At 63.5% G+C, this 24,885-nt stretch carries 28 protein-coding genes; 16 read left to right on the forward strand and 12 right to left on the reverse strand.

Features of this window, described 5'->3' with window-relative positions; genetic code table 11:
* Positions 1-357 precede the first annotated feature (357 nt).
* From NKI63_RS06010 to NKI63_RS06020, 3 genes are read left to right on the forward strand one after another with little or no spacing between them, the layout of a single operon-like run.
* The gene (locus NKI63_RS06010; RefSeq protein ID WP_352820735.1) at positions 358-1,284 is read left to right on the forward strand and encodes a carbohydrate ABC transporter permease; all 927 of its coding nucleotides are present in this window, start codon (positions 358-360) and stop codon (positions 1,282-1,284) included.
* Positions 1,284-2,141, forward strand: a complete 858-nt coding sequence (locus NKI63_RS06015; RefSeq protein WP_352820737.1) for a carbohydrate ABC transporter permease — start codon at positions 1,284-1,286, stop codon at positions 2,139-2,141. The genes NKI63_RS06010 and NKI63_RS06015 overlap by 1 nt, the downstream gene beginning before the upstream one ends.
* 27 nt (positions 2,142-2,168) lie before the next feature.
* Positions 2,169-4,151, forward strand: coding sequence for a glycoside hydrolase family 127 protein (locus NKI63_RS06020; protein ID WP_352820738.1), 1,983 nt, complete (start codon positions 2,169-2,171; stop codon positions 4,149-4,151).
* Here NKI63_RS06020 and NKI63_RS06025 read toward each other — a convergent pair.
* Positions 4,138-4,878, reverse strand: a complete 741-nt coding sequence (locus tag NKI63_RS06025) for a gamma-glutamylcyclotransferase (protein ID WP_352820740.1) — start codon at positions 4,876-4,878, stop codon at positions 4,138-4,140. The two genes, NKI63_RS06020 and NKI63_RS06025, sit on opposite strands and share 14 nt — an antisense overlap.
* Before the next feature lie 309 nt (positions 4,879-5,187).
* Between NKI63_RS06025 and NKI63_RS06030 the strand changes: the two genes are divergently transcribed.
* Positions 5,188-6,345: a putative hexosyltransferase gene (locus NKI63_RS06030; protein WP_352509451.1), complete on the forward strand. Its 1,158-nt coding sequence runs from the start codon at positions 5,188-5,190 to the stop codon at positions 6,343-6,345.
* Entirely contained in the window at positions 6,332-6,964 is a 633-nt protein-coding gene (locus tag NKI63_RS06035; RefSeq protein WP_352509452.1) for a hypothetical protein, read from the forward strand. Before NKI63_RS06030 ends, NKI63_RS06035 begins: the two co-directional genes overlap by 14 nt.
* Here the strand turns inward: NKI63_RS06035 and NKI63_RS06040 are convergent.
* From NKI63_RS06040 to NKI63_RS06055, 4 genes are all read right to left on the reverse strand, one after another.
* Positions 6,961-7,401, reverse strand: a complete 441-nt coding sequence (locus NKI63_RS06040) for a GtrA family protein (protein WP_352509454.1) — start codon at positions 7,399-7,401, stop codon at positions 6,961-6,963. The two genes, NKI63_RS06035 and NKI63_RS06040, sit on opposite strands and share 4 nt — an antisense overlap.
* On the reverse strand, positions 7,394-8,086 hold the full coding sequence (locus tag NKI63_RS06045; protein ID WP_352509455.1) for a class I SAM-dependent methyltransferase: 693 nt from the start codon (positions 8,084-8,086) through the stop codon (positions 7,394-7,396). Before NKI63_RS06045 ends, NKI63_RS06040 begins: the two co-directional genes overlap by 8 nt.
* The gene (locus NKI63_RS06050) at positions 8,061-9,101 is read right to left on the reverse strand and encodes a glycosyltransferase family 2 protein (protein ID WP_352509473.1); all 1,041 of its coding nucleotides are present in this window, start codon (positions 9,099-9,101) and stop codon (positions 8,061-8,063) included. Before NKI63_RS06050 ends, NKI63_RS06045 begins: the two co-directional genes overlap by 26 nt.
* 476 nt (positions 9,102-9,577) lie before the next feature.
* Positions 9,578-10,960: an FAD-binding oxidoreductase gene (locus tag NKI63_RS06055; protein WP_352509456.1), complete on the reverse strand. Its 1,383-nt coding sequence runs from the start codon at positions 10,958-10,960 to the stop codon at positions 9,578-9,580.
* A 226-nt stretch (positions 10,961-11,186) separates the two neighbouring features.
* Here NKI63_RS06055 and NKI63_RS06060 point away from each other — a divergent pair, with 226 nt between their 5' ends.
* Complete coding sequence (locus NKI63_RS06060; protein ID WP_352751669.1) at positions 11,187-12,194, forward strand: AraC family transcriptional regulator; 1,008 nt, start codon at positions 11,187-11,189, stop codon at positions 12,192-12,194.
* 131 nt (positions 12,195-12,325) lie between these two features.
* Here NKI63_RS06060 and efp read toward each other — a convergent pair whose 3' ends face one another.
* Complete coding sequence (gene efp, locus NKI63_RS06065; RefSeq protein ID WP_023674374.1) at positions 12,326-12,892, reverse strand: elongation factor P; 567 nt, start codon at positions 12,890-12,892, stop codon at positions 12,326-12,328.
* A gap of 114 nt (positions 12,893-13,006) precedes the next feature.
* Here efp and epmA point away from each other — a divergent pair, with 114 nt between their 5' ends.
* Entirely contained in the window at positions 13,007-14,053 is a 1,047-nt protein-coding gene (gene epmA, locus NKI63_RS06070) for an EF-P lysine aminoacylase EpmA (protein WP_352509458.1), read from the forward strand.
* Positions 14,054-14,179: 126 nt separating this feature from the next.
* Here the strand turns inward: epmA and NKI63_RS06075 are convergent, their stop codons facing one another.
* On the reverse strand, positions 14,180-14,314 hold the full coding sequence (locus tag NKI63_RS06075) for a hypothetical protein (protein WP_352474393.1): 135 nt from the start codon (positions 14,312-14,314) through the stop codon (positions 14,180-14,182).
* A gap of 89 nt (positions 14,315-14,403) precedes the next feature.
* Between NKI63_RS06075 and NKI63_RS06080 the strand changes: the two genes are divergently transcribed.
* On the forward strand, positions 14,404-15,093 hold the full coding sequence (locus NKI63_RS06080; RefSeq protein WP_352690755.1) for a DUF8692 domain-containing protein: 690 nt from the start codon (positions 14,404-14,406) through the stop codon (positions 15,091-15,093).
* Between the two features lie 12 nt (positions 15,094-15,105).
* Here NKI63_RS06080 and NKI63_RS06085 read toward each other — a convergent pair whose 3' ends face one another.
* The 3 genes from NKI63_RS06085 to NKI63_RS06095 all read right to left on the reverse strand — a co-directional run bounded on the left by NKI63_RS06085 (position 15,106) and on the right by NKI63_RS06095 (position 16,076).
* On the reverse strand, positions 15,106-15,420 hold the full coding sequence (locus tag NKI63_RS06085) for an ABC transporter permease (protein ID WP_352509460.1): 315 nt from the start codon (positions 15,418-15,420) through the stop codon (positions 15,106-15,108).
* Positions 15,414-15,554 carry a hypothetical protein gene (locus NKI63_RS06090; RefSeq protein ID WP_352509461.1) on the reverse strand — a complete coding sequence of 47 codons (141 nt, stop codon included), beginning with the start codon at positions 15,552-15,554 and terminating at the stop codon, positions 15,414-15,416. Before NKI63_RS06090 ends, NKI63_RS06085 begins: the two co-directional genes overlap by 7 nt.
* A gap of 231 nt (positions 15,555-15,785) precedes the next feature.
* The gene (locus NKI63_RS06095; RefSeq protein ID WP_352509463.1) at positions 15,786-16,076 is read right to left on the reverse strand and encodes a hypothetical protein; all 291 of its coding nucleotides are present in this window, start codon (positions 16,074-16,076) and stop codon (positions 15,786-15,788) included.
* A 150-nt stretch (positions 16,077-16,226) separates the two neighbouring features.
* Here NKI63_RS06095 and NKI63_RS06100 point away from each other — a divergent pair, with 150 nt between their 5' ends.
* The 6 genes from NKI63_RS06100 (at position 16,227) to lpxK (ending at position 21,811) form a co-directional block, all read left to right on the forward strand.
* Positions 16,227-17,570, forward strand: coding sequence for a TldD/PmbA family protein (locus NKI63_RS06100; protein WP_352751667.1), 1,344 nt, complete (start codon positions 16,227-16,229; stop codon positions 17,568-17,570).
* Complete coding sequence (locus NKI63_RS06105) at positions 17,557-18,363, forward strand: 3'(2'),5'-bisphosphate nucleotidase CysQ (RefSeq protein WP_352509466.1); 807 nt, start codon at positions 17,557-17,559, stop codon at positions 18,361-18,363. The genes NKI63_RS06100 and NKI63_RS06105 overlap by 14 nt, the downstream gene beginning before the upstream one ends.
* A 74-nt stretch (positions 18,364-18,437) precedes the next feature.
* Entirely contained in the window at positions 18,438-18,683 is a 246-nt protein-coding gene (locus tag NKI63_RS06110; protein WP_023674378.1) for a DUF4170 domain-containing protein, read from the forward strand.
* 5 nt (positions 18,684-18,688) lie between these two features.
* On the forward strand, positions 18,689-19,468 hold the full coding sequence (locus NKI63_RS06115; RefSeq protein ID WP_352509467.1) for a lysophospholipid acyltransferase family protein: 780 nt from the start codon (positions 18,689-18,691) through the stop codon (positions 19,466-19,468).
* The gene (gene waaA, locus NKI63_RS06120; protein WP_254817457.1) at positions 19,465-20,781 is read left to right on the forward strand and encodes a lipid IV(A) 3-deoxy-D-manno-octulosonic acid transferase; all 1,317 of its coding nucleotides are present in this window, start codon (positions 19,465-19,467) and stop codon (positions 20,779-20,781) included. The genes NKI63_RS06115 and waaA overlap by 4 nt, the downstream gene beginning before the upstream one ends.
* 1 nt (position 20,782) lies before the next feature.
* Entirely contained in the window at positions 20,783-21,811 is a 1,029-nt protein-coding gene (gene lpxK, locus NKI63_RS06125; protein WP_352509468.1) for a tetraacyldisaccharide 4'-kinase, read from the forward strand.
* 252 nt (positions 21,812-22,063) lie between these two features.
* Here lpxK and NKI63_RS06130 read toward each other — a convergent pair whose 3' ends face one another.
* Together NKI63_RS06130 and NKI63_RS06135 are read right to left on the reverse strand one after the other, a co-directional pair.
* Positions 22,064-22,297, reverse strand: a complete 234-nt coding sequence (locus NKI63_RS06130) for a DUF2093 domain-containing protein (protein WP_031211156.1) — start codon at positions 22,295-22,297, stop codon at positions 22,064-22,066.
* Between the two features lie 230 nt (positions 22,298-22,527).
* The gene (locus NKI63_RS06135; RefSeq protein ID WP_352690774.1) at positions 22,528-23,454 is read right to left on the reverse strand and encodes a LysR family transcriptional regulator; all 927 of its coding nucleotides are present in this window, start codon (positions 23,452-23,454) and stop codon (positions 22,528-22,530) included.
* Positions 23,455-23,544: 90 nt separating this feature from the next.
* Here NKI63_RS06135 and NKI63_RS06140 point away from each other — a divergent pair, with 90 nt between their 5' ends.
* Together NKI63_RS06140 and NKI63_RS06145 are read left to right on the forward strand one after the other, a co-directional pair.
* A complete protein-coding gene (locus tag NKI63_RS06140) occupies positions 23,545-24,438 on the forward strand; it encodes a DMT family transporter (protein ID WP_352690775.1) in 894 nt (297 codons plus the stop codon).
* A 76-nt stretch (positions 24,439-24,514) separates the two neighbouring features.
* Positions 24,515-24,859 (forward strand): DUF2185 domain-containing protein, encoded by a 345-nt coding sequence (locus NKI63_RS06145; protein WP_352690779.1) that lies wholly within the window; start codon positions 24,515-24,517, stop codon positions 24,857-24,859.
* Positions 24,860-24,885 lie beyond the last annotated feature (26 nt).

Genomic DNA, 24,885 nt, shown 5'->3' on the forward strand with positions numbered 1-24,885 from the left:
TCGACCTCAATGCAAGCCAACGATAGGATGGCAAACTGTTCGCGATGTCCTCGCACAGCTGTTCGCGATGTCCCCGGTCCAAACAGGGGGAGGGGGACGTCCCGCCAATGGAACAACAGGCATGAGCACCATCACAGTACGCCGTTGCAATGCTGGCTCCCCCTTCTCCCCTTGTGGGGTCCGAAGGACGGGGCGAGACCAGTGGCTCGCCCCCGGGCGGTGTCGCCGAAGGCGACGGATGAGGGGTGCTCCAGCTTGGCACCCACGGCGATCCGTCCAACACCCCTCATCCGTCTCGGCGCTGCGCGCCGATCCACCTTCTCCCACAAGGGGAGAAGGGAAGGCGAGCGGCCAGCCATGACCACCATCGCAGCAATCTCCGCCCCGACGCGCCCGCGCAAACTCGTTGGCGCCGGCCGCCGGCAGTGGATCGGCCTGCTCTATGTCGCGCCGGCCGTTGCGCTTGTCGTCGTCTTCTTCATCGTGCCGCTTTGCATGACCGCCTGGATGTCGCTGCACAATTGGCCGCTGATGGGCGCGCACAGCTTTATCGGCCTCGACAATTACTGGGCGATCCTGCGCGACACCCGCTTCTGGAACGCGCTGCGGTTCACCGGCTACTACACGGTGGTGGTCACGATCGCGATCTTCGCCGTCGCTTTTCCGCTGGCGCTGTTCATCGAAAGGCCGCGGCAGCTGACGGGCTTCTACCGCACGTCATTCTTCATGCCGGCGGTCATCGGTTTTGCCTCGGCCAGCCTTTTGTGGTCTTGGCTGCTCAATGTCGATTCCGGCCTGTTCAGCCCGGCCGCCTTCGAGCTTGGCCTGACCGAGAAGAAATTCAATCTTTTGGCGACCTTCCAGCCGGCCTTCTGGTCGATCATCGCCATGGTGGTGTGGAAGGTGGCGGGCTTCACCATGATCATCCTGATGACCGGCCTGCAATCAATCCCGCCGGATCTGCAGGAAGCGGCGATGATCGACGGGGCAGGGCCATTCGCGCGGTTCCGGGCGATTACCTTGCCCTTGATGCGCCGCACGCTGGCGCTGGCGCTGATCCTGTCGGTGGCCGGCTCGATCCTCGCCTTCGACCAGTTCTACATCATCCTGCGCGGCGGCCCGCGCAACCAGACGCTGACCGCCGTCTACTGGATCTTCAACCAGTCCTTCGTGTCGTTCAAGCTCGGCTATGGCGCGGCACTTTCGATGGTCCTGCTGGTCATCCTGGTGGCGCTCAGCCTTATCCAGCTGCGGCTGCTGCGCCAGCCCGAGGGGGTCGACTGATGGCGCAGGCAAGGAGCCGCAAACGCCGCATCGGCATGCAGATTGCCGAGCACTCGACCGGCATCATCGCCTCCATTCTGTTCCTGGCGCCGATCGCCTGGACGGTGCTTTCGGCCTTCAAGCCGGCGCAGGAAGCGCGCCAGCCGCCGCTGCCGCCCTGGCCGACCAGCGGCATCTCGCTCGAGAACTACGCCACACTCAACACCTTCGGCGATGGCCTCTGGCTGCCGGCGCAAAACAGCATCTACGTCTCGGTCATGACCGTGGTGCTGTCGGTGATCGTCAGCGTGCTCGCCGGCTACGGTTTCTCGCGCTTCCGTTTTCCGCTGAAGAACCTGCTCTTCGCCGTCATCCTGTCGACGATCATGATCCCGTTCCAGTCGATTCTGACGCCGATCTTCTTGGTGCTGACAAAAATCGGCCTGCACAACACGCTGACCGGGCTGGTCTGCGTCTATGTCACGCTGCAGCTGCCGTTCTCGATCTTCATGATGCGCAACGCCTTCGACGCGGTGCCGCGCGAGATCGAGGAGGCCGCGCGCATGGACGGCGCCAACAATGTCACCATGCTGTTGAGGGTGATGCTGCCGCTGGTCTGGCCGGGCATCGTCACCATCGCGCTGTTCGCCTTCCTCGGCGCCTGGAACGAGTTTCTGGCGGCCCTCGTGCTGATGACAGACCAGTCCAAATTCACGCTGCCGATCATGATGACCGCACTCCAGTCCGGCCGCTTCGGCGCCATCGACTGGGGCGCGGTGCAGGCCGGCGTCACCGTGATGATGGTGCCGTGCCTCGTGCTCTTCCTGCTGCTGCAGCGCTTCTACATCCGCGGCCTGATGGCAGGGGCCGTGAAGTGACCAATCGAACCGAACCGGAGTGAATTGATGACCGCATCGCAATCCGCCAGTCAGGGCGCCAAGCCGAAACTCGCCTTCCGCCCGCTGCCGGTGCCGCAGGTCGACGTGCGCGGCTTCTGGGGCGACCGCGTCGATGCCGTCGCCTCGAAGACCGCCGGCATCCTTTACGATCGCTGCGTCGAGGCGCGCATGCTCGAGCAGATCGACCCGGACCGGCCCTCGCCCGGCGTCGTCATTCCGTTCCACTCACCCTCGCCGGACGAGGCCGCCACCGCCGGCAACGAGTTCACCGGCTCGACGGTGACGACGCAGATGTTCTGGGATTCGGATTGGGGCAAGACCATCGAGACCGCCGCCTATTCGCTCTACCGCCGCCGCAACGAGGAGCTGGAGAAGAAGATCGACGCCGTCATCGATATGTACGGCAAGCTGCAGCAGCCCGACGGCTATCTGTCGAGCTGGTACCAACGCATCCAGCCCGGCCGGCGCTGGACCAATCTGCGCGACTGCCACGAGCTCTATTGCGCCGGCCATCTGATCGAAGGCGCCGTCGCCTACTACCAGGCCACCGGCAAGCGCAAGCTGCTCGACATCATGTGCCGTTATGTCGACCATATCGCCGAGACGTTCGGTCCCGAGCCCGGTAAGAAGAAGGGCTATTGCGGCCACGAGGAGATCGAGCTGGCGCTGGTCAAGCTGGCGCGGGTGACGGGCGAGCGCAAATACATGGAGCTAGCCAGATATTTCATCGACCAGCGCGGACTTGAGCCGCATTATTTCGACGAGGAGGCGCGCGCCCGCGGCGCCGACCCGAAGGCGTATCATTTCAAGACCTACGAATACAACCAGTCGCACAAACCGGTGCGCGAGCAGGACAAGGTCGTCGGCCATGCGGTGCGGGCGATGTATCTCTATTCGGGCATGGCCGACATCGCCACCGAATATGGCGACGACACGCTGCGGGTGGCGCTCGACCGGCTGTGGGACGATCTCATGACCAAGAACCTCTACGTCACCGGCGGCCTTGGGCCGTCCTCGCACAATGAGGGTTTCACCGTCGACTACGACCTGCCCAACGACACCGCCTATGCCGAGACCTGTGCTTCGGTCGGCCTGGTGTTCTGGGCGAGCCGCATGCTCGGCATGGGTCCCAATGCGCGCTACGCCGACATCATGGAGCGGGCGCTCTACAACGGCTCGATCTCGGGCCTGTCGCTCGACGGCTCGCTGTTCTTCTACGAGAATCCGCTCGAAAGCCGCGGCGCCCACCACCGCTGGAAATGGCATCGCTGCCCGTGCTGCCCGCCCAATGTCGGGCGCATGGTCGCCTCGATCGGCAGCTATTTCTACGGCCTGTCGGACGACGCACTCGCCGTCCATCTCTATGGAAACGGCACGGCTCGTTTCGATATCGCGGGCCGGCAAATAGAGCTGACCCAGACCAGCAATTATCCGTGGGACGGCGCGGTCTCGATCTGCGTCGAACCGGAAGCGCCGACCGCGTTCACCTTGCACCTGCGCCTGCCGGGCTGGTGCCGCAAGGCAACGCTCAAGGTGAACGGCGCCGATGTCGATCTGGCTGCTGTCACGAGCGACGGTTATGCCGCGATCCGCCGCGAATGGCGCAAGGGCGACCGCGTCGAGCTCGATCTCGAGATGGCGGTCGACCGTCTATACGCCAACCCGCAGGTGCGGCAGGATATCGGCCGTGTCGCACTGGCGCGCGGGCCGCTGATCTATTGCGTCGAGGAGACCGACAACTCCAGCCAGTTGCACCGCATCGCTCTGCCGCGCACGGCCGACATCGAGGCGCATCAGCAGCCGAACCTTCTGGGCGGCGTCGTGACACTTTCGGCGATCGCCAAAAAGGAGGCTTTCGAAAACTGGGAAGAGGGGCTCTACCGCACCGAACCGCCGGCGGTCGAGGAGGCAAAAGTCACCGCCGTGCCGTATTTCGCCTGGGACAACCGCGACCCAGGCGAGATGCTGGTCTGGCTCAGGGGCGAATGAAGCCCGACGGCAGCGCCCGACCGATCTCCTCGGCCACAAGTTCCTGCAGCTGCCAGAGATTGCGGTCGCGGATGCCACAGGCGTCGAGATGGCGAATGGTCTCGAACAGATATTCGGCGCCCGAACCCCAATGGCCGACGGCGTTGGCCAGGGTCGCCGCTATCGCTCGCTTGTCGAGTTTGCCGGCATAGCGCGGATTGGCGCGATCGACAACGAAACCAAGCGCTTGGCCCATGCCGTCGGCTGTCCTGACCTGCAGCCAGCGCGGCAGGTTGACGGAGGGCAGGATGGTCATCTCGCGGCGCAGCAGCGCTTCGAGATTGGCCGCCACGGGCTCGGCGATCTCGAACACCATGCCCTGGCATTGGCCGCCGCGGTCGAGCGCCATCATCAGGCCGGGCTGCTCGACGGTGCCCCTGAAGCGCTGCACCGTAAAACAGAACGAACGGTGCCAGCCCGTCGCCACGGCCCGTTCGCCACCCCTGACCTCGCCGGCCGGCTTCCACAGCAGCGAGCCATAGGCGAACAGCTTCACCGGCCCGGCCGGCGCGCCGGCCACCACCTCGTCGCGAATGCGCGCGTAATCGGCATCGGTCATGTAGACCATGCCCGGTGTCGGCCCGGCATCCTCGACCGCACGCAAGGTGCGGGCGACCAGCGCCTCGGTCAGCGCCATCGGTGTCTTGCGTGGCGAACGCCGTGATGCGGCGGAAATGACCTTGCTCATCCTCATGCTCTCAGCCTTGCCGCCATGTTGCCGAAGGCTGAAAGATTCTCAAGGGCCGAGTACACCAGCGCGGTATCAGGATTCGAACTGTCGTGTACAACAGCTTGACTGCACAAATACCTACGCGACGGGTTAAACGCGTCGACTGAACCCATTTCAACGTGATGCAGCGAGATGCTGGTCTGGCTCAGGGACGCCGGATCGCTGGTATCACCAATTTGAGCCGCCAAATGCATGCCTTGAATTCGCCCGGGCGCGCGTCATCTAGCTTTGAGTGGCGCCAGTCACTTGAACGGGTGGAGGCAGATTGTGGCGCTCGAAGCTGTCGCGCGTCCCGGCGGTCGCTATATTGCGGTCGCCGTCGTGGCGGTGCCATTGCTGTTCGTCGTCGGTGGACTGGCCATTCGCTATGCGGCATTTGCCTCGATCTCGGCGGAACCAGGCTTCGCAGCCTATGCCCAGGCGCTCTGCCGGTGGGATTGCGCGTGGTATGTCGACATTTCCGAACACGGTTATGAGCGCTTTCCCATTCCAGGCCAGAGCAATGTCGGACGCTGGGGCTTCTTTCCGCTCTATCCGATGCTGGTGGCGGCAATCCGGTCTGTTTTCCCTTTGCCGACGATACTGCTCGCGTCGATCGCATCGATTGCGTGCAGCTACGCGGCCTGTCTGGTGGCGTGGCCGCTGCTCGAGAAGAACATGCGCGCTTATGTGCTGTATTGCGCCTTTCTGCTCAGCGGCCCGTTCTCCTTTCACTTCACGACTTTCCTGACCGAACCTCTTTTCGTGCTCCTGACGTCGTGCGTTTTTCTGGCACTCAAACGCTCCAGCTATCTGACCGCGGGGCTGTCATCGGCTCTGCTGTCGGCAACCAGGCTCGTCGGAGTGCTTGTTGTATTTGCGACCGTCATTCAGATGTTCAGGGATTACCGCGCAAAGGGCGGATCGGCGCTTTCGTTCCCACGTTGGGTGCTTGGCCGACCGGATCTGCTCGTTGCAATTCTCATCTCGCCTGCCGGCTTGTTCGCCTACATCCTGTTCCTCTATCTGACGGTCGGGGACGGCTTTGCCTTCCTGCACGTCCAGCGCGCGTTTGGACGGGTGGCGGGCAATCCGCTCGCCTTCATATGGGATGGACTCTCGGCCGTTCCGACGACTGGATGGCTGCCTACGGCGCCGCAATGGAGCGCGCTCGCCGCACTCATAGGACTGGCATTATCGGCGGTTCTGGCGGTTCGCAGGCAATATGGCGCCGCGCTGTTCTGCGCCTGCTGCATCATCCTGCCGCTGATCACGAACCTGGCCTCCATGGTCAGATACGTCATTGGGCTTGCGCCTCTGACAATGTTGCTGACCACGTTGTTGTCGGCGTCGAAGCTGACTTTTCTTTCGGCTCTGGGTCTCTTCCTTGGCGCCTGCTATTTCATGACGGTGGCATGGATCGGGGGCTATCTTGCCCTGGTCTAGCACTCCGGGCCCGCATCGGCGCGCGGCCTCGCTTGGCGGCTACACGCTGGCGGCGGTTCTGGCCGGGGCGGAAGTCATCATCCTTGCGCTTGCTGTCAATCCAAACGTCAATGCCGACTATCGCGCCTATTACATCGACTGGATGACAACCTGCCTCAATCGCGATGCGGTCGGCAGCTACACCCTTGGCCAGACGGTGTCGTTCCGGTCCGACGGAGCCAAAAAGGCAGCCGGCATGAGGGTCTGCGGCTGGTCGGGACCGGTAGCCGACGGCACCCATTCGCTGGGCGAGACCTCGCGGCTTCGCCTGAAGATACCGCCGCTCCGCGACGGCCTGACGGCTACGCTGCAAATGGCCGCCGTCATTCGCCCGCCACAGGTCACGCAAAGGGTCGTGATCTCGGTAAACCGCGTTCGGGCGCATGCGGTCACGCTGTCCGGCAAAGAGCCACGAACGGTCTCGTTCGTTATCCCACCGGCGGCTCTCGCCGAGGCTAAAACACTCGACATCGCTTTCGACTACCTCGACGGCATTCCGCCAAGTCCGGCCGCCAGCAACATCTACAAGCGCTCCATCAAATTGTTGTCGCTCCGGCTCGATCCCATTGAGGCGGATTAGGGCAGGCGATCACGCTGCTGGCCGCGTCTTCGCTGCGCGAAAACCCAGCGGTCGAGCATGAGAAGATTGACCGCCGGAACAAGCAAGCATGTAACCAGGATGGCGATGATCGGTGGAAGGCCGAATTTCGCGGTCAAAAGTGCCGGCGCCGCGTAGGCAACGGCGAAGCCTGTCGCCGTCAACAACAGAAAACGCGGAGCCTCCGATCGATGCGATCCGCTCGACGCGAAGGTCACGAACTTATGCGCGAGATAAGAAAACAGGGCGGCAGCGGTATAAGCCGCGAGCGAGGCACCGACCGGCGAGAGGCCGAACCGTTGCCATTTGACCAAAGCGGTGGCCATCACTGCATATAGGATCGTTGCAGCAATGCCGACCGACCCGAAGCGCGCCAGCAGCCTCAGCCCAGCGTCGCCGGTCGAACGGCGCTCAGACATGCGCACTGCACGCATACTGCGCTCCAAGCGGCAGGGCGGAAAGCAGGCGCTCGACCTTTTTGGCCAAGGGCGTTGCCGAGGGTAGCAGCAGAAAATGCTCGGAGCGGATGTCCCTGAAGCCTGTTTCCTGAAAAAGGGACCTTGCTTTAGCGGCGTTGAGCAGGACTGCCTCGTGATCGAACGGACACCGAAACACCGCAAGACGCGTCAGTGGATTGTAGGGATTGTGCTCGATGATGCAGGCGACGCCGCCCGGCCGCACGACGCGGCGCAGTTCCAGGAAGAAATCCAGCCAGACAGCGGGCGAGACATGATGGACGACGCAGCTGGCGAAAGCCAGATCGAACGTGCCGTCCTCATAAGGCAGCCGCTGCGTGCTGCAGGTCCTGTAGGCCACACGCGAATTGTCTTGGCTGGCACGCAAGATCGATTCTTGCGAGACGTCGCAGCCATCCAGGCTGTCGAAAGCACCTTCGAGGTAGGGGTGGAGCGAACCGACGCCGCAGCCGACATCCAGCGCCCTTACGGTCGCCCCACCCTGTCCAAGCTTTCGCTCGACGAGCAGACGCCGCAGCAGGTCCGCCTTGGCGACAAGGAAGAAGTCGTGCCTGAGTCCGGAAAACCGGATGGACCCTTCGACCGCCTCGCCATAGTTGGAATTATAGCTGTCGAAGAGTTCGCCCATTGGCGGGGACTCCACTCCTGGGCTTGTGAAACGATCGGCGGCGCTCACCAGAGACGGCACGCATCGCCTCGTCGAAGCCGGTGAGCCGATCGATCACATACAGCGGGCGGCGTTTCACCTCGGCGTGGATGCTGCCGACATAGAGTCCGACCACGCCGGTCATGAAAAGGTTGATGCCGCACAGGAGCGACACGATCACCACGGTTGATGTCCAGCCGGCAATGATGCCGGTTTCAAAAAACCAGGCAAAGATGGCGTAGGCACCAAAGACCACCGCAAGCGCGGAAATGGCCAATCCGCCCCAGAGGGCCAGGCGCAACGGCTTCTCGGAGAAACTAACGATGCCGTGAACCGCAAGGTGCATCATCTTCCAGAATGGGTATTTGGTCTGGCCCAGGGTTCGGGCGTGGCGCTCAAATGGCACTGCCGTCTGCTTGAAGCCCATCCAGCCGAACATGCCCCTGACGAAGCGGTCATGTTCGGGCATATGCTTGAAGGTTTCCAGCGCCTTGCGGCCGACCAGGCGGAAGTCGCCGACGTCGCGCGGAATATCGACCGACGTCATTTTCTCCAGCAGGCGATAAAAAAGACTTGCCGTAAAGCGCTTGAACCAGGATTCGCCCTCGCGCTTGACTCGGCGGGCATAGACGATCTCGAAGCCTTCCTTCCACTTTGCCACCAGGTCGAGAACGACTTCCGGCGGGTCCTGCAGGTCTGCATCCATGACGATGACGGCATCGCCCGCAGCGGCGTCCATACCGGCGGTAATCGCCACCTGGTGACCGAAATTGCGGGAAAATTCGATCAGCCGAAAGCGCGGCTCGGCGGCAACCACCTTTTGGAGGTATTCGACGCTTCCATCGAGGCTTCCGTCATCGACGAAGATGGCCTCCGTTTCGCCGTCCAGCCGGCCGATAAGCGAACTGATCCGCTCGATCAGCCGAGGAAGCACCTGTTCTTCATTGTATACGGGCAGGACCAGCGAGTAGCGAGGCGGTGACCTGTTCACCGTCATTCCAGGGTCGTGGACCACAGACTCTCGCATGCGGTTGAAAATGGAACGAAAGCTACAAAGTTCCAAAGGCACTTAAGAAACTGCTAATTTATCTAGTTCTGGAGGGAGTACCGGTTCTCGATAAGCACTTGGAGGATGTCGTCGTGAGGTCGGACGTCCACATCGAGGCGTAAACTATCGGTGGCTGCCGGCGCGATCGGGCTGGCGAGAAGCAGTCGTTGAGGCATAACGCGTTGACCGCGAGGCCTACTCTCCCGGACTTGTCGGTTAAAGCGGGGCTACGGGTGACCCTAAGGGTGCGGGCCGACCGCTTTTGACGCATGCCGGACATCGCTCATGGAACACGGTCGGCGAGCGCGGCCGAGTGTCCCGCTGGCAGGCCAGCGAGCGCCCTAACCGGCCGCCTTATCGTACCGGCCAAGCCTCAGCTGGCCCGCAGCCGGTACGACACTTGCCGGCCTGGCCGGTCGCCGCCGTCAAGCAGCCGGTCGAATGTTTTGGTTCACCCGGAAGAGGTTGTTCGGGTCGTATTTCTTCTTCAGCGTAGCCAGGCGCTCATAGTTGTCGCCATAAGCCGCCTTGAGCCTTGCATCGCCCTCGTCATCCATCATGAAGTTCAGGTAGGCGCCACCCAGATCGAATGGATGCACGGCCTCCCAGTAGGCCTTGGTCCAGCGCGTCACCGGGCCCGCTTTCTGTGGGTCCGGATCGATCCCGGCGATGACCATCGACCAGGTCGCATCACGGTAATTCCAGGGTGTCTCGTCTTTGCCGACGCGATGGACCGCACCATCGATCGGGTAGAGATGCATGAGCGATAGCTCGCTCGGCGTCTTCGCCGCCTGCTCGAGATGGGCGTCGATCGCCTCGTCGGACAGCGTCTTGACGAAATCGCCGCGCCAGTACCACTGCATTCCCTTCGGGTAGAGCCCATCGAACATGCTCTGCACCGCGGGATAGGGCATCGTTCCCATCCAGTTGAACCAGGGCGCGGGCAGCGCATCGAGCAGCGGGGCCAGCGCCTCTCTGCCCTTTTCCTCCGGGCCGTTGTAGCAGCACATCAGCAGACACATCCGCTGTCCCCAAAACTCTTCCGGGAAGGGTGCGCTCGACAGGACGGTCTTGAGCCCGAGGAAGATCCCGAGTTCTTCGGGCGCGTTCGGCAGGAACTCGCGATAATGCTGCATGATGGTGCGGGCGTGGCGCTGATCCCATGCGATCGGCCCCGCAAAGACCATGCTGACCCGGTGGAGCCTGAACACAAAGCTGGTAACGATGCCGAAATTGCCGCCGCCGCCGCGAAGCGCCCAGAACAGGTTGGGGTTCCGTTCCTTGCTGGCGGTGACGAAGCTTCCGTCGGCAAGCACGACATCGGCCTCGACCAGATTATCGATGGTCAGGCCATATTTGCGCGTCAGATAGCCATGGCCGCCGCTCAGCGTCAGTCCGGCGACCCCGGTGGTCGAGATGATGCCCGCCGGTACGGCCAGGCCAAAGGCATGGGTGGCATGGTCGAGGTCGCCCTGAGTGCAGCCCGGGCCTACCCGCGCCGTGCGGGCATCCGGATCGACGCGCACGCCGTTCATCGCCGACAGGTCGATCACCAGACCGTCGTCGCAGCTCCCCAATCCTGGTCCATTATGGCCGCCGCCACGTACCGCAACCAGCAAATTGTTGTCGCGGCCGAAATTCACCGCTGTGATTACGTCGGCGACGTCGACACAGCGGGCGATGATCAGCGGCCGCTTGTCGATCATGCCGTTGTAGAGCTTGCGGGCCTCGTCATAGCGGGCGTCGCCGGCGCGGATGACTTCGCCTCGCAGGCTTGCTGCGAATTTGGTGATGTCTTCATCGTTCATGACATTCCTCCCTGTTATTGGACCTGTCGGCCGGCCGATGAAACGCTAATCCCGTCCGCTGTTCCCGCAAATGTCACATCGTCCATTTCTGTTGCCCGATCGTTCAGAGTAGGATTAGACCGGATGGATAGTTGCTCGGGCGGCCATATTGCCGGATAGTTCGAGATGCCTGGCGGAAAAACTCGTTGTCAAAGGGAGTAGCCGATCGTTTCCGGAGGTGTAGTGCATGGATGTCCTTTCCGATGTGCTCCGAGCCGTTCGCCTCACCGGTGCGATCTATTTCGACGTTGACGCCAGCTCTCCCTGGGTTGGCGAGTCGCCGGGCACGGCCGACATTGCCGCCGCCATCATGCCGGAGGCAGAGCACATCATTTCTTTTCATGCCGTGATGTCGGGCTCGTGCTGGGCCGCGCTGGGAGACGATTCGGTGCCCCCGGTGCTCGTGAACGCCGGTGATGTCGTTGTCTTCCCCGGTGGTGTTCCGAACGTGTTGAGCTCCTCGCCGGGGGCGCGGGGCGAACCCAATATGGCGATGTATTATCGGCCGATAGACGAGAGCCTGCCGTTTGCGGTGATCCATGGTGGCGGGGGAGACGAGCGGACCCGGTTCATTTGCGGGTATCTTGGCTGCGATGCACGTCCCTTCAATCCTCTCCTGGCCGCATTGCCGGCCATCCTGTGCGCCCGCAAGCCCGCCGATGGAAGCAGCTGGGTTATCGACCTTTTTCGGCTGGCGCTGGCAGAAGGTGGCAGTGGGCGGGCGGGCTGTGAGACGATACTCGCCAAGCTGAGCGAGCTGATGTTTGTCGAGATCATCCGCCGCCATCTCGAGACCCTGCCCGACGATTCGCGCGGCTGGCTGTCAGGCCTACGGGATCCACATGTCGGCGAGGCGCTCCGGCTCATCCACGCTCGCCCCGGGGAGGAATGGACATTGGACCGGCTCGCCCGCGAAGTAGGGCTCTCGCGCACGGCGTTTGCGAGCCGCTTTACCCACTATGTCGGGGTTTCGCCCATGCACTATCTTGCTCGCTGGCGTCTACAACTGGCAGGACGCTTGCTCGAACGCCCTGAAATGAGCATCGCGCAAGCGGGTGCCGAGGTCGGCTACGAGTCGGAAGCCGCCTTCAATCGCGCCTTCAAAAAGTTCGTCGGCATTCCACCTGGCACCTGGCGAAAGGGACGGTCGGCGTTGCTCGAGGCTCAGAGATTGCCCGCTGGCGTCGTGCAATAGGAAAGAACTGGCAGGGCGTTGACGCTTCGGTCCGCGTAAAGCGTCCCAATGCTCGAAAGCCCCTGCCACAAAGCGGTTGACGATGACCGGCAGCCTCGACGCGTTCGGCGAGGCGTTTCAGGCCTCGCGCCTCAATCCTTCGCGCGCTCGACATAGGCGCCATCGGCGGTCATCACCACCACGCGGGTGCCAGCGCTGATGTGTGGCGGCACCAGGGTACGCACGCCGTTGGACAGCGTTGCCGGCTTGTAGGACGAGGACGCCGTCTGGCCCTTGGTCACCGGCTCGGTCTCGACCACCTCGAAAGTGGCGCGCTGCGGCAGTACCAGCGAGATGGCGATGTTGTTGTATTGCGAGATCTGCACCGGCATGCCTTCCACCAGATAGGGCGCCATGTCGCCGACCACGCTTTCCGGCACCGCGACCTGGTCGTAAGTCTCCGGATTCATGAAGTGAAAGCCTTCGCCGTCACGGTAGAGGAACGTGTGCTCGCGCTCCTCGACATAGGCGCGCTCGACCTGCTCTGTGGTGCGGTAACGCTCGGAAACCTTTACCCCGTCGGAGATACGCCGCATGTCGAGCTGGGTGACCGGCGTACCCTTGCCAGGATGAATGTTTTCGGCAAAGAGGATCACATAAAGCTTGCCGTCCTTTTCGACGACGTTGCCTTTGCGTAAGGAGCTGGCGATGACCTTCACGGGTTTCCATCCTGATAAAATTTGTTGGCGCAAATCGGCTGGAGAGGCCGTTGCGTGCGGCCTAGCGCATCTTGGCCGCAATCGCCAGCCCTCTGTGCAATTCCCCTGAAGCCGATGACCGCCGCCTCGCCGTGGTGGACGCCGCATGTCCACGCCGACCGCCGGCCGCGGCTGATCCTGCGCAATGCCATTGCCACCGGGATGCGCGACTGGTTCGCCCGCCGCGACTTCGTCGAGGTGGAGACATCGGCCCTGCAGGTCTCGCCCGGCAATGAAGCGCACCTGTCGGCCTTTGCCACCGAGGCGATCGGGCCGGACGGGCAGCGCCAGCCGCTCTACCTCCACACGTCGCCGGAATTCGCCTGCAAGAAGCTGCTTGCCGCCGGCGAAGAGCGCATCTTCAGCCTCGGGGCTGTCTGGCGCAACCGCGAGCGCGGCCCCTTGCACCATCCTGAGTTCACCATGCTCGAATGGTACCGCGTCGGCGAGACCTATGAGAGCCTGATGCGCGATTGCGCCGAGCTCGTAGCGCTGGCGGCCGAACGGGCCGCAGCGAAGCGTTTTAGCTTCCGCGGCCGTGAGGCCGATCCGTTCGCCGGGCCGGAACGGTTGAGCGTCGCCGAAGCCTTCATGCGCCATGCCGGCATCGATCTGCTGGCGACGGTTGCGGCCGATGGCAACACCGACCGCGCGGGGTTGCATGCCGCCCTGGTCCAGGCCGGATTGCGGACCGCGCCCGACGATAATTGGGCCGACCTGTTCAGCCGGGTGATGGTCGAAAAAATCGAGCCAGCGCTGGGGCAGGGGCGCGCTACCATTCTTTTCGGATATCCGATCTCGGAGGCGGCATTGGCCCGGCCGAGCGCCGACGATCCACGCACCGCCGAGCGTTTCGAGCTCTATTGCTGCGGCATCGAACTCGCCAACGCCTTTGGCGAATTGACCGATCCGGCCGAGCAGCGCCGACGCTTTGCCGCCGAAATGGATGAGAAGCAGCGCGTCTATGGCGAACGCTACCCGATCGACGAGGATTTCCTCGCCGCGCTCGCCATCATGCCGCAGGCGAGCGGCGCGGCGCTCGGCTTCGACCGGCTGGTGATGCTCGCCACCGGCGCGCTCAGGATCGACGACGTGATCTGGACGCCGGTGGCTGGTCCCTGAGGAAGGTTGGACAAGCCGATCTCGCCCGGCTTGAAAGCCAGGATCAGATGGTCGGTCCAGGCCGCCGCCGGCTCCGTCGAGCCAGAAGATTGGCGACGACCAGGAGGATTATCGACAGCCCCATCATCAGCGTGGCGGCGGCGCTATTGCCGGGGAGAGCTTTTCGCGCAAGCCGATGAACATTTCGAGCGGCATGGTGCGTTGGTTGGCGCTGGCCAGGAACTGCACCGCGACGACCTCGTCATGTGCGAGACGCTGCAACCGTTCCGTGTGTTGCCACGATCATGGTGGGCCGGCATAGTGCTGGCGGGGTTCTCGGCGCCGCGGAGCTATCGGCCGTCGTACTCAGAATGGCCTTCGGCACAATGCCAGACAAAAACGCGCTGAACGCAAAACATAGCAGCGAATGGACAATGTCCTGGCGCCTGGTCATACTTGCGGCCGTGGCGATTAATGTTGTGATGCTCTTGGCCGCGCTGTTCGTCGCGCAAACTCTTGGTCTGGACGCTACAATCTTCTATCGAGATCCATCTGCAGCCGCGGATGTCGGCTTCTATACGGGGTGGATTTCGTCCCTAGGTGCTTCACTGTGGATCGGCACCGGCGCGGCGACCCTGTTTGCCGGTCTGCTCACGCACCGATGGGATTGCACGTTTCTCGGCGGCCTTACCTTGGTCATGGGCCTCGATGACCTGTTGTTGATCCATGAGGACGTGCTGCCGTTTGTCGCGATACCAGAGATTGTTACGATGATTGCCTACGCCGTCGCCGGGTTGTTCTGGTTCTTTCGGCTGCGACGGAAGACATTCGACGGCTCGATCGTATTTGTGGCCGCAGGCTTCCTACTCGCGATGTCAGCAGCGATCGACCAGCTGGGAGAGCTGTTTCCTAGCCCGAGTTCGGCGGTCGACATCGCGGAAGACGCTGTCAAAGAGCTTGGCATCTTCCTTTGGGCGGCAGGTGCCGTCGGGTACGCGGCGATGGTGACACGGTTGGGCCGCCCGTGGGTGGATCCAGCCGATCCCAACTCTACAGGCTGACTGCCGCACATGCTATGAGCCAACGGCGGTGATCACCACCGGCACGATCAGGGGCGACAGCAGCAGCGGCATGACGATGCGGCGGCCGGGAAACTTTTCGTCGGAAAGCGCAATCGCTGCAAACGTGCCGAGTGTCGTTGCGATCAGCGTCGTCCCGAACGCAACGATCAGGCTGTTCCCGATCGCCGATTGCCAGCGTTGGGTGCCGAGCACGACCGCGTACCAGCGCGTCGAAATCCCCTCCAGCGGAAAGATGAAGAAGGCGCCGCTGTTGAACGACAAGGGGACCGGAACGAGGATCGGCACGAGGAGAAACAGGATCACCATGCGAGGCCCTTGGGCACGGAGGCGATGAGGCAGGCGAGGGGGAAGCCCAGTATCAGCGTGGCCAGCGTCTCCACCGCGGCGACGAAGAATGTGGGCATGAACACCTGCAGGAAGATCGCCTGCTCCGGCGGCACTCTTTCAATGCCTCCAATTCGTGCGGCAATCGCTTCCGGCGGCCACCCGCGCCAATGCGCTGGCGCTCGCCGGTCTGCTGGCCGAGGCCCTGACGGCCTGGGAGGAGGTGATGGCGGACGCTGACCTGGCAGACTTGCCGCGCTCCACGGCTGTCTCTACTTGTATCGTCGCGAGAGCGATTTCGCCAAGGCCGCTGGGGGCAGGGCACTGCGCGCCGGGTTTGGCGTCCATCAAGAGGTTGTGATGGCGGAAGCGGTGGCCGCGCTGGAGCCCGGCCTGCCCGCGACCGGGGCCAGCGGTCTGTACTTCCCGGACTCGATGAATGTCACCGATTCCCGGCCGGTCATCGGTCCGTCGCGCGGCAGCTCCAGGTGATCCATGCCTTCGGTCATGGTCATCTCGGCCTGACACTCGCGCCGATCGCCGCGCGCCTGGTCGCCGAACTGATCGCTGGACGCGGCGATCCAGCGCGTCTCGCGGCGTTTTCGGCTGATCGCTTCCGCGCCTGATCGATCGAACATTTCGCCGTCGGGTTGCGATCAGGAGTCGCGCCGACCTGGGCTGGATGCCCCCTGATTGTCCGCTTCTCCCATTGCAGAAGCCGCACCGGGACAATAGATGGTGCAGCAACGGCTGCCCTTCAGCCGGCCGGAAATAACAGGATCATGCGCATGACCGATACGCTCGACGCAGCGAAACTGACCGATCGCGTCGCAGCCCTGGTCGAGGCTGCCAAACGGGCCGGCGCCGATGCCGCCGATGCGGTTGCGGTGCGCGGCCGTTCGACCGGCGTGTCGGTGCGGCTCGGCAAGGTCGAAGGCACAGAGGCGTCCGAGAGCGAAGACGTCTCGCTGCGTGTCTTCGTCGGCAAGCGGGTAGCGAGCGTCTCGGCAACGGCGGCATCCGACCCCAATATGCTGGCCGAGCGTGCCGTCGCCATGGCCAAAGTGTCGCCCGAAGATCCCTATCAGGGTCTGGCCGATCCGGCCTTGCTGGTCAAGACGCCGCGCGACCTCGATCTGTTCGACGCCACTCAGGTATCGGCCCACCAGTTGAAGGAAGCAGCCCTTGCCGCCGAGGCGGCGGCGCTTGCCGTCAAGGGCGTCACCAATTCGGCCGGCAGTAGCGCCAGTGCCGGGCTGGGCGGCCTTGTGCTCGCCACTTCGCATGGCTTTGTCGGCCATTATGTCGCGTCGCGCTTTTCGCGTTCGACCAGCGTGATCGCCGGCGAGGGCACCGGCATGGAGCGCGATTACGAATTCTCCTCGCGCCAGCATTTTTCCGATCTCGACGCGCCGGAAGACATCGGCCGCAAGGCCGGCGAGCGCGCCGTACGCCGTATTGGCGCGCGCAAGGCGGCGACCGGGCCGGTCGACGTGGTGTTCGATCCGCGCGTGGCGCGCGGCATTGCCGGCCATCTCGCTGGTGCCATCAATGGCGCCGCAGTGGCGCGCAAGACCAGCTTTCTGCGCGACATGATGGGCAAGAAGGTGGCTTCGGCCGCAATTACCGTCACCGACGAGCCGCTCCGGCGCCGCGGCCAGGCCTCGCGCCCGTTCGACGGCGAAGGCGTCGAGGGCGAAAAACTGTTCATGGTCGACAAGGGCGTGCTCAACCACTGGTTCCTGTCGACTTCCGCGGCGCGGGAACTCGGCCTCGTCACCAATGGGCGCGGCTCGCGCAATGGCTCGTCCGTCTCGCCGTCATCGACCAATCTTGCAATCGAGCCTGGCGAACGGACGCCGGAAGAGCTGATCAAGTCGCTCAAGACCGGCTTCTACGTCACCGAAGTGTTCGGCCAGGGCGTCGACATGGTGACGGGCGAATATAGCCGCGGCGCTTCCGGCTTCTGGATCGATAACGGCGAGCTGGCCTATCCCGTCGCCGAGGTGACCATCGCCTCCAATTTGAAAACCATGTTCCTCAACATGGTTCCGGCGAGCGATCTCGACCGCAATTTCGGCACTGCCGCGCCCACGCTTTTGATCGAAGGAATGACCCTTGCCGGAGCTTGATCCGGCCGTCTCGGCCGGCGCTACTGAAGACCTGCAGCTGCTGCTCGACGCTGCCCGCGAGGCAGGGCTCATCGCCATGCAGTACTTCAACAACAATCCGCAGGTGTGGATGAAGGGCGGCACCTCGCCGGTCAGCGAAGCCGATCACGCCGCCGACAAATATCTGCGCGAAACCTTGCTGGCGGCCCGGCCGGACTACGGCTGGCTGTCGGAGGAAACCGTCGACGACCCGGTAAGGCTTATCGCGCGCCGCACCTTCGTCGTCGATCCGATCGACGGCACGCGCGGCTTCCTCGAGGGCTTGCCCACATGGTGCGTCAGCGTAGCGGTGGTCGAGAACGGCCGCACGCTTGCCGGCGTGCTCGACTGTCCGGCGAAGGGCGAGATCTATTGGGCGCTGCCCGGCGAGGGCGCGTTCCTGAATGGCAAGCGCATCAGCGTGCGTCCGCCGTCGGAAACGGCCGAAATCGCCGGACCGAAGCCGATGATCGACCTGCTGCCGGCGAAATGGCACAAACGGCTGAAGCGGGTGCCCTATATTCCTTCGCTCGCCTACCGGCTGGCGATGATCGCCGGCGGCCAGCTCGATGCCACCTTCGTCAAGGCCAACGCGCATGACTGGGACATCGCTGCGGCCGATCTCATCCTGCGCGAGGCAGGCGGCGCCGTGCTCGATCGGCACGGCCGCGCGCCGCTCTATGCCGGCGAAGTGATCCGTCACGGACCGCTCGCCGCCGGCAGCGGCGAACTCCTCGCCGTGCTCGCGGGCGTCATCGCCGGGCTGGACAATTGAGCGCTATCAATAGTTCCAAAGTCGGCGGCTTTGGTCTAGACCTGTCCCAAACTCACGATATGTGAAGGATCGACATGGCCGCTGAAGACGGAAAGAAACAGCTTTTGCACCTGGTGTTCGGCGGCGAACTCAAGAAGCTGGGCGGCACCGAATTCCGCGATCTCGACGCGCTCGACATCGTCGGCATTTATCCGGACTACCAATCGGCGCACGCCGTCTGGAAGGCCAAGGCGCAAGCTAGTGTCGACAATGCCCATATGCGCTATTTCGTCGTTCACCTGCACCGCCTGCTCGACCCCGAAAACAAGGCTGTCGGTTGACATCGATGAACCATGAAGCGGTCAAGCGTTCAGCCCCGCGGTCGGCGGTCAGACGTCGCAAGCCGAAGACGTTCTGGCGCAAGATCCGCGAACCGCTGGCGCAGTCGCGATTCGTCAAGAATGCGCTTGCCGCGCTGTTTGCGTATTTCGTCCGCCTTGTCCGCTTGACCAACCGCATGGTCGACGGATCGGCCAAGTTTTCCGGCGGCGCCTATGCGCAGCTCGAGCCTGGCATCATCGCCCTCTGGCACGGCCAGCATTTGCTGACCCCGGCCTATTATCCCAAGGGACGGCCGCTGGTTGCCATGGTGTCGCGCAGCGCCGATGCCGAGCTCAACGCGCTGATGGTCGAGAAATTCGGCATCGAGGCGGTGCGCGGCTCTGGCGGGCGCCAAAGCGCAAGGCATCTCGACAAGGGCGGGGCCAAGGCGCTCATCGCCCTCAAAAAGTCGCTCGCCACCGGCAAGAATGTCGCCATGATAGCTGATATTCCCCACGGAACGCCACGCGATGCGGGGCTGGGTGTCGTCCTCCTGGCGCGGCTGTCCGGCCGGCCGATCCTGCCTGCCGCGATAGCCACCAGCCGCCGCAAGGTGATCGAGGGCAGCTGGGACAAGACGACGATCAACCTGCCCTTCGGCCGCTCCTCGATTGTCGTCGGCACGCCCGTCTTCGTGCCGGCCAACGCCGACGCCGCGGAAATGGAACGCAAGCGCCAGGAGGTCACGGCCTCGCTCAATGCCGCGACCGCCGAGGCCTATCGGCTTGTGGACGGTTCGAAATGAGTATGCGCTGGGCGCGCGCCTTCCTGACGGCATACCGTTTCGCCGGGGCCGCCGCCTACCCGCTGGTCGGACCTTACGTCGCCTGGCGCACTTCCAGAGGCAAGGAGGACCGCATTCGCCGGCGTGAACGCTACGGCGTCGCCGGACGCGAGCGCCCCGAAGGCCCGGTGATCTGGATCCATGCAGCCAGCGTCGGCGAGACCATCGCCGTCGTGCCGCTGGTCGAGAGCATTCTCGATTACGGCGTCAACATCGTGCTGACCACAGGCACCGTCACCTCGGCGCAGGTCGCCGAAGAACGGCTGGGCGACCGCATCATCCACCAATATGTGCCGCTCGACCTCAAGCCGGCGGTCAGCCGCTTCCTCGACCATTGGCAGCCGGACCTGGCGATCATCGCCGAATCGGAGATCTGGCCGATGACCATCCTGGAACTCGGCGCCCGCCGCGTGCCGCAGGTTCTGGTCAATGGCAGGCTGTCCGACCGCTCTTTCAAATCCTGGAAGAAGCGCGCCAACATTGCCGAAGCATTGTTCGAGAATCTCGCCCATGTCGTTGCCCAATCGGATCTCGATGGCGAGCGCTTCCTTTCGCTCGGCGCCCGGCCGGTCACCGTGTCCGGCAATCTCAAGGTCGACACCGCGCCGCCGCCGGCCGACGAGCGAGCACTGGCGGCGCTGAAACGCCAGATCGGCGGTCGCCCGACCTGGGCGGCGATCTCGACCCATGATGGCGAAGAGGCGGTCGCCGCCGAAGTTCACGCCATGCTGCACAAGCGCCACCACGGGCTTTTGACGATCATCGTGCCGCGCCATCCCGATCGCGCCGGGCAGCTGGCCGCCCAGATTTCCGGCATGGGCCTGAAGCTGGCGCAGCGCAGCAAGGGCGACAGGATCACTGCCGACACCGATATTCTGCTCGGCGACACGATCGGCGAGATGGGGCTTTATCTGAGACTGACGGAAATCGCCTTTGTCGGCCGTTCGCTGACTTCCGAAGGCGGCCAGAACCCGCTGGAACCGGCCATGCTGGAGACGGCGGTGCTTGCCGGCCGCAATGTCCAGAATTTTCGCGAGGCCTATCAGCGCCTGCTCGATAGCGGCGGCGCCAAGCTGGTGCGCGACCGCGATATGCTGGCCGGCGCCGTCAATTTCCTTTTGACCAACGAGGCGGCCCGCCATGAGATGATGGCGGCGGGCGCGGCGACGGTCGACGAGATGCGCGGTGCGCTGGCACATACCCTCAGGTCGCTCGAGCCCTATATCCAGCCGCTGGTCGTCAAGTCGCGCCTGAAGGGCGCGAACGGGCGCTGACGTGACCTCGGAAGCGCCGCCCTTCTGGTGGGAAGAGCCCGACTGGCGGGTCACGGCGCTGTCGCCGCTCTCCGCCATCTATGCGCTTGTCGCCGGTCGCCGCATGCGGCATGCGCCGCGCGAAAAGGTAGAGGCGCCGGTGCTCTGCGTCGGCAACTTCACCGTCGGCGGCACCGGCAAGACGCCGGTGGCGATCGCATTGGCCGAGCAGGCCCGGCGCATGCAGCTCAATCCGGGTTTCCTGTCACGCGGCCATGGCGGCTCCTTCGCGCAGCCGCATATCGTCGATCCGCACCACGACGCCGCCAAGCATGTCGGCGATGAGCCGCTGCTTCTGGCCGGACACGCGCCGGTCGCGGTGACGCCGAACCGGGCCGCCGGCGCCAGGCTTCTGCTGGAGAAGCTCGGCTGCGATTTCCTGATCATGGATGACGGTTTTCAGAGCGCGCGCATCCACATCGACTATGCGCTGGTCGTCGTCGACGCGCGCCATGGCATCGGCAATGGCCGCGTCATCCCTGGCGGACCGCTGCGGGCAAACATCGTCGACCAATTGGTCTTCACCAGCGCCTTGCTGAAGATGGGCGAGGGCACCGCGGCCGATACGGTCGTGCGCCAGGCAGCGCGCGCCGGCAGGCCGATCTTCGAGGCGCATACCGCGCCGAGCAGCAAGGTGACGCTGGCCGGCAGGCGGTTCCTGGCGTTCGCCGGCATCGGTCATCCCGACAGGTTTTTCGACACCGTAAGCGAGGCCGGGGGCGAGCTTGCGCTGACCCGACCATTTCCTGACCATCATTTCTACAGTGCGGACGAGCTTGCCGAATTGGCGGCGACAGCACGTAAAGCCGGACTTGGCCTCATTACCACCGCCAAGGACGCTGCCCGCCTGCGTCACGGCGCAGCACCGCCGGAATTCCTCGACGGGCTCGATGTGCTGAAGATCGACACTGTGTTCGAGCTTGACCACGTGCCGCAGCGCATTATCGACGAGACGCTGGATGCCTGGCGGCAGCGCAGGCTGAGGGGCTGACCAGCAGCTTGAGCACCGAGGCGATGTAGGACTGGAATTTGCAGCTTTCCGCCGGTCGAGCGTATTTTGTTCTTGCTTTGTGCCGGCAGCTATGCTACTAATCTGAGTATGGTGATGATTCGCCGGTGACCCGCCCTCGAGCCCGAGGCGGGTTTTTTATTTCAAGATAACCTCTAAGGTTTCGGTGTTGCCGGCCTGACGCCGCGGCAGAGGGCGCAGGATCGCAACGGGGCGACTCCCATTTGCGCTGAACTAGCGTCGGCGGCGCAGTTCCGGATGCGCTTCGATCTCGCGGCGCAGCGAGGCGGCGGCATTCACATAGGGTTCCTGCCTGGCGACACTCCAGTATTTGAGCTCGTCGAGCGGGATGCTCTCGCCGGTCACCGCGCAGCGCACGAAGGCGCCGGGGCTGGTCACCTGGAAGTCGCCATCGAGATAGCGGATGCGGGCTTCCTTGCCGCCGGGTCCTTCGAAACGGTTCATCATGGGGTGGTGCCGAAATTCATGACGATGTCATCGCCACAAATTGCGGCGAGGTCAAGCTTGGTTGGCCTTGCCTGGTTCTGTTTCTGGTGACACCTGCTCAAACAAGCCGGCAAAGCGAATGCCAATGCATGTCGCGCAAAAGTGTGCGGCGGTTTTGCGCGACATGCATAAACACAAGAACCTGAAGCACGTCGCATGAGGCCGGTCGAACGCGACGCGTCTTAGGCATCTCATTCCTCGGCCGTGATAAACTGCTCGATCTTCTCCGCTGGCAGCCCTGCCTGGACGGCGATGCGCCGGGCGAGTTCGGCGGCGGCTGCGCGCGGCCGCCCCAGCGGCCGGTCGAGCCAGTAAGATATCGGGCTTAGCGCACTGCGCTCGTCGACGGCGACGATGCGGCCCGATTTCAATTGGTCCACCGTCAACGGCGGACGTGCCAGCGCAATACCGAGCCCGTGCGCGGCGGCGTCGAGCACGAGGTTGTAGTCCTCGAAACGGCGGTCGTGCGGCCGCGGCCGATAGTCCATCTCCTGCGCCGCAAACCAGGCGCGCCAGGCCGAAGCGTCGGAATCATTGATCACCGGAAATTCGAGCAGTCGGGCGGGATCTCCGCGACCGATCTCTCTGGCCAATTCCGGCGAGGCGACAGGGAACACATATTCTTCGAAAAGCTGCACCGAGATCCGGCCCGGAATGCGACCGCGCCCGCAGCGGATCGACAGGTCGATGCCCTCGTCGGCAAGATCGCCCTGGCGGATGTCGACGTCGAGCACGATACGCAGCTTGGACGGGTGGTTCTCCAGCGCCGCTATGCGCGGCATCAGCCACAGCCCGCTGACCGAGGGGATCGAGGTCAGCCGCACCACCGCCGTGCCGCGCGGCTCGACCCAACGGTCCGAATTGCTGGCGATCAGGGCAAAGGCTTCGGTGGTGCGCAGATGCAGGCGATTGCCTTCGACGGTCAGAGAGACGCCGCGCGCGCCGCGATCGAAGACTTTCAGCCCAAGCCAGCCCTCGAGCTTGGCGATCTGCCGGCTGACGGCGCCGTGGGTGATGTTGAGCTTCTCGGCCGCCGCCGAAAAGCTGCCGGTCCGAGCCGCGGCGTCGAAGGCGCGCAGCGTTTCGAGCGGCAGCATCGGGTCTAAGCTGTGATCCATAGTCACAGGTGATCCTTGATTTGTTCGTTTGTCAACCGACCCGCAATAGCGTTTCTCTACTTCATGGCATTGGATCGCGAGGACACCCAGATGAGCGCTTACACCGGCACGTTGAATACGACACAGCGCATGGATGCCACGGCTGCCATCGCGGTGGCGCTGACGGTGGTCGGCTGGGCCTCCGCCTTTCCGGCGATCCGCGCCGGCCTTGCCGCTTTCGGGCCGCTGGAACTTGGCGCGCTGCGCTTTGCCATCGCCGCGGTTCCGGCGGCGATCTTCCTCGCGGTCAAGCGGCCGGCACTGCCCAGGCTCGATGAACTCTGGCGCTTTATCTTCGGTGGTGCCGTCTTCGTCGCACTCTACACGGTGATGCTCAATTTCGGCGAGCTGACCGTTTCGGCCGGTGCGGCGGGCTTCATCATCAATGTCAGCCCGATCTTCACCGCCATCATGGCCATGGCGCTGCTCGGCGAACGCTTCTCGGGCCTCGCCTGGGCCGGCACATTCCTGTCCTTCGCCGGTATCGGGATCATCGCCATGGGCGAGGGGCAAGGGCTGCATTTCAACAATGGTGCGCTGCTTGTCCTCGGCTCGGCGCTGTGCTCGGCCGTCAACACCATCGTCCAGAAGCCGCTGTTTGCCCGCCACCACCCGCTGACCATCTCGGGCTCGAACATGGTGCTTGGCGCGCTCTGCCTGTCGCCGTTCCTGTCGAGCGGTCTGGCACAGGCGGCGGTCGCCGACACCGCCGGGCTCGGCGCCGTCATCTTTCTCGGCATCGTGCCCAGCCTGATCGCCTATGCCGCCTGGGCAACAGCACTTTCCCGCCTGCCCGCGGCGCGTGCCTCGAACTTCCTCTATCTGGTGTCGCCGGTGGCGACGCTGATCGGCTTCTTCTGGCTGGGCGAGGTGCCGACGCTGCTCGGCATCTTCGGCGGCGCGCTGGCGCTGGGCGGCGTCATCGTGGTGAATTTGAAGAGATGAGAGCTTTAGTGCTTGACTGCTGGTGGCGTACGCGGCTGATTTAACTAGAAGTACGGTTGCCACCAGTGAGCTTTGAATGCCTAAGACGTTTTTCAGGGATGGTTCGACGTTTCGCCCAATAGCAGTTGGTTACGGCAGGTGTATTGCGACCGACCGCATCACCGTGGATGGCGCGCAAGTAGGCTATCTTTACCGCGAAACGCCAGATCATCCGGTTGATAGCGGATGGTGCTTTTTTGCAGGCGATGAATCTGACGAATACATCAATGACCCCAACAATTCCGGCTTGTACGATGTCAATACAATTGCGAATTACGACCCGCTCATTACCTCTTGTTTAGAGGCGCCTTGTGGAAGTGCGTTTTTGAGAATCGAGGGGAAGTTTGTCCGTCAGAAGTTCGAACCCCCAGACGATGATTAAAGCCGCCTGTGGAACCAGCCTTGCTA

Origin of the sequence: Mesorhizobium sp. M0410, from assembly GCF_040321435.1 — a bacterium.
In the GTDB taxonomy this organism is placed as follows: Bacteria; Pseudomonadota; Alphaproteobacteria; order Rhizobiales; family Rhizobiaceae; genus Mesorhizobium.

Excerpts from the sequence above, each read along its gene's own strand:
- NKI63_RS06040 (WP_352509454.1), bottom strand. The coding sequence starts at position 7,401 with ATGTCTGAGCGCCGTTCGACCGGCGACGCTGGGCTGAGGCTGCTGGCG.
- NKI63_RS06020 (WP_352820738.1), top strand. The coding sequence starts at position 2,169 with ATGACCGCATCGCAATCCGCCAGTCAGGGCGCCAAGCCGAAACTCGCC.
- NKI63_RS06145 (WP_352690779.1), top strand. The coding sequence starts at position 24,515 with ATGCCTAAGACGTTTTTCAGGGATGGTTCGACGTTTCGCCCAATAGCA.
- NKI63_RS06010 (WP_352820735.1), top strand. The coding sequence starts at position 358 with ATGACCACCATCGCAGCAATCTCCGCCCCGACGCGCCCGCGCAAACTC.
- NKI63_RS06130 (WP_031211156.1), bottom strand. The coding sequence starts at position 22,297 with ATGATGAACCGTTTCGAAGGACCCGGCGGCAAGGAAGCCCGCATCCGC.
- NKI63_RS06025 (WP_352820740.1), bottom strand. The coding sequence starts at position 4,878 with ATGAGCAAGGTCATTTCCGCCGCATCACGGCGTTCGCCACGCAAGACA.
- waaA (WP_254817457.1), top strand. The coding sequence starts at position 19,465 with ATGAGTATGCGCTGGGCGCGCGCCTTCCTGACGGCATACCGTTTCGCC.
- NKI63_RS06055 (WP_352509456.1), bottom strand. The coding sequence starts at position 10,960 with ATGAACGATGAAGACATCACCAAATTCGCAGCAAGCCTGCGAGGCGAA.
- NKI63_RS06015 (WP_352820737.1), top strand. The coding sequence starts at position 1,284 with ATGGCGCAGGCAAGGAGCCGCAAACGCCGCATCGGCATGCAGATTGCC.
- NKI63_RS06085 (WP_352509460.1), bottom strand. The coding sequence starts at position 15,420 with ATGGTGATCCTGTTTCTCCTCGTGCCGATCCTCGTTCCGGTCCCCTTG.
- NKI63_RS06115 (WP_352509467.1), top strand. The coding sequence starts at position 18,689 with ATGAACCATGAAGCGGTCAAGCGTTCAGCCCCGCGGTCGGCGGTCAGA.
- NKI63_RS06045 (WP_352509455.1), bottom strand. The coding sequence starts at position 8,086 with ATGGGCGAACTCTTCGACAGCTATAATTCCAACTATGGCGAGGCGGTC.
- NKI63_RS06100 (WP_352751667.1), top strand. The coding sequence starts at position 16,227 with ATGACCGATACGCTCGACGCAGCGAAACTGACCGATCGCGTCGCAGCC.
- NKI63_RS06060 (WP_352751669.1), top strand. The coding sequence starts at position 11,187 with ATGGATGTCCTTTCCGATGTGCTCCGAGCCGTTCGCCTCACCGGTGCG.
- epmA (WP_352509458.1), top strand. The coding sequence starts at position 13,007 with ATGACCGCCGCCTCGCCGTGGTGGACGCCGCATGTCCACGCCGACCGC.
- NKI63_RS06135 (WP_352690774.1), bottom strand. The coding sequence starts at position 23,454 with ATGGATCACAGCTTAGACCCGATGCTGCCGCTCGAAACGCTGCGCGCC.
- NKI63_RS06110 (WP_023674378.1), top strand. The coding sequence starts at position 18,438 with ATGGCCGCTGAAGACGGAAAGAAACAGCTTTTGCACCTGGTGTTCGGC.
- NKI63_RS06050 (WP_352509473.1), bottom strand. The coding sequence starts at position 9,101 with ATGACGGTGAACAGGTCACCGCCTCGCTACTCGCTGGTCCTGCCCGTA.
- NKI63_RS06140 (WP_352690775.1), top strand. The coding sequence starts at position 23,545 with ATGAGCGCTTACACCGGCACGTTGAATACGACACAGCGCATGGATGCC.
- NKI63_RS06095 (WP_352509463.1), bottom strand. The coding sequence starts at position 16,076 with ATGTTCGATCGATCAGGCGCGGAAGCGATCAGCCGAAAACGCCGCGAG.
- NKI63_RS06080 (WP_352690755.1), top strand. The coding sequence starts at position 14,404 with ATGGCCTTCGGCACAATGCCAGACAAAAACGCGCTGAACGCAAAACAT.